Origin of the sequence: Thermogutta sp. (genome assembly GCF_014359955.1) — a bacterium.
Taxonomy (GTDB): Bacteria; Planctomycetota; Planctomycetia; order Pirellulales; family Thermoguttaceae; genus Thermogutta.
In genome coordinates this window covers 1-6,820 of sequence record NZ_JACIYL010000180.1, presented here as the reverse complement: position 1 = coordinate 6,820, position 6,820 = coordinate 1, and the positions used below count along the sequence as shown (strand labels likewise).

General features: G+C 56.6%; 6 protein-coding genes. 3 read left to right on the top strand and 3 right to left on the bottom strand.

The features are described from left to right. On the bottom strand, window positions 1-398 hold a 398-nt coding region (locus tag H5U08_RS07585), incomplete at its 3' end, for a hypothetical protein (protein WP_297031810.1). A 204-nt stretch (window positions 399-602) separates the two neighbouring features. Between H5U08_RS07585 and H5U08_RS07580 the strand changes: the two genes are divergently transcribed. Continuing rightward, window positions 603-1,556 (top strand): restriction endonuclease, encoded by a 954-nt coding sequence (locus H5U08_RS07580; RefSeq protein ID WP_297031809.1) that lies wholly within the window; start codon window positions 603-605, stop codon window positions 1,554-1,556. Here H5U08_RS07580 and H5U08_RS07575 read toward each other — a convergent pair. Continuing rightward, window positions 1,541-1,969, bottom strand: coding sequence for a response regulator (locus tag H5U08_RS07575; protein ID WP_297031807.1), 429 nt, complete (start codon window positions 1,967-1,969; stop codon window positions 1,541-1,543). The two genes, H5U08_RS07580 and H5U08_RS07575, sit on opposite strands and share 16 nt — an antisense overlap. A gap of 45 nt (window positions 1,970-2,014) precedes the next feature. After that, window positions 2,015-4,315, bottom strand: coding sequence for a GAF domain-containing protein (locus H5U08_RS07570; protein ID WP_297031805.1), 2,301 nt, complete (start codon window positions 4,313-4,315; stop codon window positions 2,015-2,017). A gap of 707 nt (window positions 4,316-5,022) precedes the next feature. On the opposite strand from H5U08_RS07570, the gene H5U08_RS07565 reads away from it, so the two are divergent. Further along, window positions 5,023-5,889, top strand: a complete 867-nt coding sequence (locus H5U08_RS07565; RefSeq protein WP_297031803.1) for an HDOD domain-containing protein — start codon at window positions 5,023-5,025, stop codon at window positions 5,887-5,889. Between the two features lie 100 nt (window positions 5,890-5,989). Beyond that, the coding region (locus tag H5U08_RS07560) for a PAS domain S-box protein (protein ID WP_297031800.1) at window positions 5,990-6,820 on the top strand (831 nt) is incomplete at its 3' end.

Genomic DNA, 6,820 nt, shown 5'->3' with positions numbered 1-6,820 from the left:
CGAATTTCCTCGGGATTGCCCTCCACCGACGCGATGCGGAACGTAAAATGATGCAGCCGGGACGTAACTTCCAGCACGACGCGGCCATTTTCGAATTCCGCGGTGAGTCTGTCACCGTTTTTGATGCATCGTCGGGGAAGAAACGTTTTCCCCGCCTGGTGGTACGTCACGATGTAGCCGGTTTGAGTTGTGATGAGTTGTTCCCCCTGGCCGAGTTTATCCGTCAAGCTCACATTTCGACCATCGGGGCCGACGACATACCGGACGAATTGGTTCTCCAGGACGATTTCCTGGCTGAAACAGGGCGTATACAGGCCACTCCAAAGTGCGGCGACGATGACCACAAAACCGCCGTGGCGCACCGGCACCACCGACGGAGAGTTTCGTAATGACCGCATGGGTGAACTCCTTTGGCAAAACTGAACGGTTGACAGACGGAGGTCTACGCGCCGTAGCGGATCTCCCTGAGAGTGGAAAAAACGTGCCACGATTCGGCCCCGTTGGATTATGACACTTCCCGCCCTCGGCGGAAAGATCCACACGGGAACGGCCTGGCCTAACACTTTTTGACGAAAGCATATCGGGGAAGGACATCGCGAGCCATGAAACTGCCCGATGATCCAAGGCAACTGATGGAAATGGAGTCTGCCACGCTGCGAAGCCTGCAACGGGCGGAGGCAGAGCTGTCTCAAATCAAGCAGCAAATCGACTCGCTGCGTTCCTCTCTGGCAGGCTTGGACCGCAAGAAGTTCTGGATGGAATTCAAGCTGTTTTACGTACAGTGGGCGAGTCCCATTCGGAAATGGTTGGCGCTTCCGGGATGGATCCGATTTCTCGTGTGGATGAGTGGAGGAATCACGCTGGCTGTGGGACTGGCAATTACGGTGGGCTCCGCAGCGGCCGTTGGGGGGTTGATGGCCGGGTGCATCGTGGCACTGTTTTCCGCTTTTCCCAATGACGTCACTTTGGAGGCACTCAGGCAAACAATAACGAATGAGTTGCCCCGGCTGTTGGAATCGCGTGCCCAGCTCCTGGCCGACTTGGCCCGGAAGAAGGAAGAATTAGCGCGCATTGAACAGGAATTCGTGACGGTTCGCGATACATTGGAGGAGATACGCCGATCCCGACTGCACCGTCTCGCCGTTCTGGCCTCGGCGGATTGGCGGTCGCTCCGCGGTGAAATGTTCGAGCGATTTCTCATGCAGGTGCTCAACGAGTTGGGCTACCGGGTCCACCACACGGGAAAAAGCGGAGATCAGGGCGTGGACATCATTTGCGAGCGGGACGGCTACAGGGTGGCTGTGCAGGTCAAGGGATACACCCATAGTGTGGGCAATGACGCTGTGCAGGAGGCGTACTCCGGCAAGGCCTTTTATCAGTGCCATGGATGTGCGGTGATCACCAACAGTGTTTTCACATCCGGTGCGCGCGAGCTGGCGGAAAGGGTCGGTTGTCTGCTCATCGACCAGACGATGCTGCCGGACCTGATTTTCGGAAAAATCGACCTGATTCGTTTGTCATGCCATACGCATGCTCGCTCTCAGGGAGCCGCATGATTCGGTCGGCGCGAAGAAGGAGGTGTGGGTGAGCGGGCGGCTTCCAGAGCGTCATGGATCGTCATCACAAGGTCCCAGTCATTGCACGGTTTTGTGAGAAAGCGAAAAACCTGCCCGCGGTTGATGGCGTCGATTGCGGTTTTCAGATCCGGTTGCCCTGTGAGGATGATGCGAACCGTACGGGGACAATGCTCCGCGATCCATGCAAGCAGCTCCGTGCCCCGTGTTCCCGGCATATTCTGATCGCAGATAACGACATCGACGGGCCATCGTTTGAGAATTTCCCGGGCCTCTTCCCCGCTCCGCGCGGTGAGAAGCTGAAAGGTTTGACGCCGAAGAACGCGCGTCAAGCCCCGCAAAAGATTAACGTCGTCGTCCACAACCAAAACCAGTGCGTCGCGTTCGCTGCTCATCTCGTCTGCCTGCTGATTCTTTTCAGGGACGGAGACTTCAGTACCTTATTCGCCGGAGCTTATATGCGAAACGTTCCCGTTCAAAAAAGTCGTTGTATCTGGTGGGGCGGCGGCTTGCTCGCTGGCGATGATAGGAGTCAGGTGGGAGGCGTGGGCTTCTGCCTTCTGCAGGTCCTGCGCAGGAAGCCGAATGACAATCCGCGTGCCGGTGTTTTCTTCGCTTTCCACATCGACACTCCCTTGGTGCCCTTCCACGATCACTCTGTACAGGTGAACCAGAGAGCGACGGGATGTAACTGAGGCTGGTTGATGGGCAAAGTAGGGTTCGAGAAAATTCTTCCGTTCCTGGGGATGCATCCCAGCGCCGTTATCGAAAAACTCAATCTCTACCCAATCGGTATCCAGGCGGCGCGTACGGATCGTGATGAGGCCCTTTCCATCCTGATTCCGGCGTTTTTCGATGGCCTCGGCGGCTCCGAGAAGCAGGTGAGACACCGCCTGGCCGAAGGCTCCCGCCGCTAGTGGGATACGCGGGAGGGTGCTGTCGAATTCAGTCACGATGTCGGCAACCTTGGATACATGGGAGTACGTTACGTCGACAGCGGCCTGGATAACAGCATTGAGGTCCTGAATCGTCTTTTCCGTTTCATCAGGTTGGGCGAAAGTCCTGAGGGTTTGCACGATTTTGGCAAGTCGCCGTACACCTGCAAGAGTTTCCTCGAGCGCATCGGGGAACTCCCGAGTAAGCAGTTCTTCGTCCAAGGGACTTTCCTCGGATGTTGTCAGGGATCCGCGTGCTCGTGCTGCCAGTTGCTGCAACGTTTTGCTGATCTCGCACCAGGTTTCGCGCAAGAAATGCAAATTATGCTCCAGGTACTGAAGCGGGGAATTCATCTCGCGGGAGAGTATTTCGGCCAGGTGACCGATGGCTTCGAGTCGCTCGGCCTGCACCAGGCGATCTTCCCAGCGCTTGCGGTCAGTCAGGTCCACCGTGATTTCGCTGATATACCACTTGCCGTCGGGAGCCAGGAAAGGAATCGCGGTGGTCTGCACCGGCCGGTTACCTTCCCGAGGCATGATCCGTTCCTGAGTCACCCGCATTTTAGTTCGCAAGGCCCTGGCGGTGGGGCAATCCCAGCAGGGTTCGGTCGTTCCACAGAAATACTCGTGCGTGGTTTTGCCACGATAGTCTCCATAAACAGCCCGCCGCCAGGGGTCCACATAAATCAAGCGGCACTCCTGATCCACGATACTCAATCCCGTGCGTGTGACTTCCAGAACCAGTTCTGTTTGTCGCCGGAAAGCGTGGATTTCCTCTTCCACTTTCTTGCGCGTCAAAACGGTGCTCAAACGCTCCGCGAGTTCGTTGACAAACATGCGATAGACGGCGAAGCCTTCGTCATCGAGAAGTTCTTTGGGACAGCATATCTCCACTGCCCCCACGTATTCATCCGCCAGGAAGATGGCAGCACTCAGTTTGTGCTCGGTTTCTTCGTAAGATTCAGCCTGATAAACCTGCCCCCGAAAAATGATCCGTGAATAAACGTTTGGGAGGTCCTGAAATACTCCGGCTAGGAGATAGCTGGTCAGCTCGACCATCTCTTCGATAGAGGCTCCCCGTTCTGCCAGATCGCTGAGCCCGGCCAGACATTCAAGCTGACGATTGCGCCGCTTCAACTGTTGTGCCTGGATGGCGAGTCTTTTTTCGTACTCAATTCGCTTTTCCTTTTCCTGCTCCTCCCGAATATGGGCGTCGACGATGGGGGCCAGAAATCGGGCAATCATTTCGAGGGTACACACGTCCTCCTGCGTGTAATCGCTGGGTTTATTGGCCAAAAAAATGACCCCCACCAACCGATCCTGCACGATGAGAGGCGCCCCGAGAAAGCGGGTGATAGGGACATGGCCGGAGGGAGTCGGAACTGGTTGATTGACACACACGGTGATCCGCTGCTTGATGACCTGCGCGAGAACACCGCCCAGTTCGTCCAGTTCAAACACAATCTTCTTGTCTGCCATCTCGCAGCGATCCCATACGTGACGCGTGAGGCTCGGGCAGACAAGGCGTTGGTAGCGGTCGACGTAGCCAAGGATCCCGTACTCACTTTTGAGGGCCTTGAGGATTTCGTCAAGAACTTCGGAATACACCTCGTCACTGGAGGATCGGAGGAAGCATTCATTGATCCGACTCAGTACCCCGACGAGGGAGGCCACAGAGGCGTCGGCTTGCGATTGTATCTCCGCGGATTCGCTGGCCGGAGGCATTCCACCAGAGACCGCTGTCGCAACAGACTGGAAAAGCGGGTCCGGGACAACAGGTTTCACCGTTTCATTTTGCCCGTTCATGAACAACCTCCGCGGCGTGTTTTACACAGAAGGTGTCCTTCAGCCGCTATGGCTTGGCGCCAGCGTTTGGAATCTTTCGGGCCTCTCAGTGCAGTACAGAACTGCCGGTTGTCCCTAGAATAGCAGCATTCCAGGGATCCCTCATTGCCGGGTGGCAGTTCTGGTCATCGCACGGAATATTCAGGCCTCCCGGTTTTTCCCTTCAGTTAAACAATAGGTCACAAACGGCAGCGTCGCTGCGGAGTCAGTGCTGCGGGGGCCTCCTTAGCCAGCTTCCGGCGAACATTTCGCGGCGAACTGAGAGGGGACGAAATGGCCTGGCAGTGGGTAATCGCTTGGTCGTTCGCTGGGGAGAATCGCTCACTCAGTAGGTTAGCGTGATTCGGTAAGCTGCGTCTTTGTCGCTCGTTTTGAACAGGTCGAAACCTCATCGGCGTTTCTCGAAAATCCCGCGAAATCTGCCTCTGCGGGATAAGAGGAACCGGCCGGTGGTATGGCCGGGGATGCTGATCAGTCGCGGTTGTAAGTCAGGAAATGAGTGGCCAAGATCGACTCGGGAACTGTGACTGGGCACGGGATCGAGCCACAAGAACCTGGCCTCTGCCCCGCTCGGTGTCCCACGGCGTGACCTATACTTTCTAGGGCAGGCAGCGTCGATTCGTGAGGACCCATCCGTCTTCAACCAGAGCGATAAGGGGATATTGGAGATGACCACCGTTTCCTCGTCAACCGGTTCTCCTCTGGAAAGCGTGGTCCGTCGCGTGCACGATATTTCCACCATTCCGCAAGTTGCCCTGCGGGTGCTGGAAGTGGCGAACGATCCCGATTCAAGCGCCAGTGACCTTAAAGAGGTCATGGAAACGGACGCTGCCCTAAGTGCACGAGTGTTGCGGTATGTGAATTCCTCTGCCTACGCGGTGCGAACCCGCATTACCAACCTCCAGCAGGCCATCGCCTATCTTGGGATGAAACAGATCCGCAACATTGCACTCACCGCAAGCGTGGCGGAAATGTTTCGCAACGATATGGGTGTGGAGCCCTACCGCCGCTCCAATCTCTGGAAACATCTTGTTTCGGTGGGCATTTGCGCGCGGTTGATTGCCATGCGGTGCAAAATCGCCGCCTTCGAGGATGCGTTCCTGGCTGGCCTTCTGCACGATATCGGCATCATCCTTGAAGATCAGTATGTGCACCCCAGGTTTCGTCAGATGATTATGGCGCTCACGCCGGAGAAGTCTCTCTGCGAATGGGAGCGACAGTTCCTGGGATTTGATCACGCTGAGCTGGGCGAGGCGGTCGCCCGAGCATGGGGATTTCCCGAAAATGTGCGAACGGCGATCGCCTTTCATCACAATGCGGCCCTTTATCGCGGCGAGCAGATTAACATCATTCGCTGCGTGGCCGTGGCCAACCTCATCTGTACTCTGAAAGGCATGCCTTCCGTGGGAATCAACCTCGTCCGGGTACCAACGTGGGCCCTTCAGGGATTGAGTCTCACAAAGGCAGATATTGCTGTCCTGGCCGAAGACCTGGATCGGGAAATAGCACAGAACGCGCTGTTGTACGAATTGTGACGGGCGGGGGGCAGATCGGTTTTGTGGAGTGTGAAGACCACCGCGGAAGGGATCGCGCGAATGGCACCGACAGGCAAGACGGCCGGAAGCGAGGTGACAAATGGATGGCATTATTCCCGAAAACCTGAGCGAATTTTTGGACAAATGGCAGGATCCCGAGGTGGGAAATTTCTCCCAGCCTTTCAGAACATCTGGTTCGGGGTTCCTGGCACGGTGCAAAGCCCTGTGGGTTCAGTCACTCGGTTGCCCGGGGGATGGACCGACGGCCTCAACCACACTTATCAACACACTCGCCCCGGCTGTTTGGGACAAATTGGCTGACCTGGTGAAACATGCGGACCCCACAGTCGGAGCGCACCGCCTGGCGGTTCCCAACGAGCCCTCCTCATTCCTTCTTGTCTGGCCGCTTCGAGGGACATTGCCCCCGCAAGTCTTGGCTGCTGTTCTTGAGAACGACTGGTTGAAAGAAGATGCTGAGGATGGCTGGCGAGATTGGTACGAAGATGACTCGGCCATGCCGGCCGCGGAGATTCTCACGATGTTGCTCTTGGAGTTGGAATGGCAACAGAAGGAGAAACTTCTCCAGGCCGAAAAGCATGTGGAGCAGCTCCTTAACGAACGGATCACGTTGAAGACCTCGCATGCCGAGGCGGTGGCTAGTGTGGTGGCTGAGCGCGAGCAGCGGCTTCGGGAGCAGGAGGAGCACTACCATCAAATTCAAACCATCATGCGCAAGGCGGCCGACGCCATTGTGACGCTTAACGAATCGGGAACGATTCAGTCGATCAATGAGGCGGCGGAAGAAATCTTTGGTTTTCGCGAGAATGAACTTGTTGGCCAACCGGTGGATGTGCTTCTGGGGTGTGACCATCGGGAGGGGTCCTCTTTGGAGGTTCTCTGTCAGGCCCTGAAGAGCGAACGACAGGTGTGC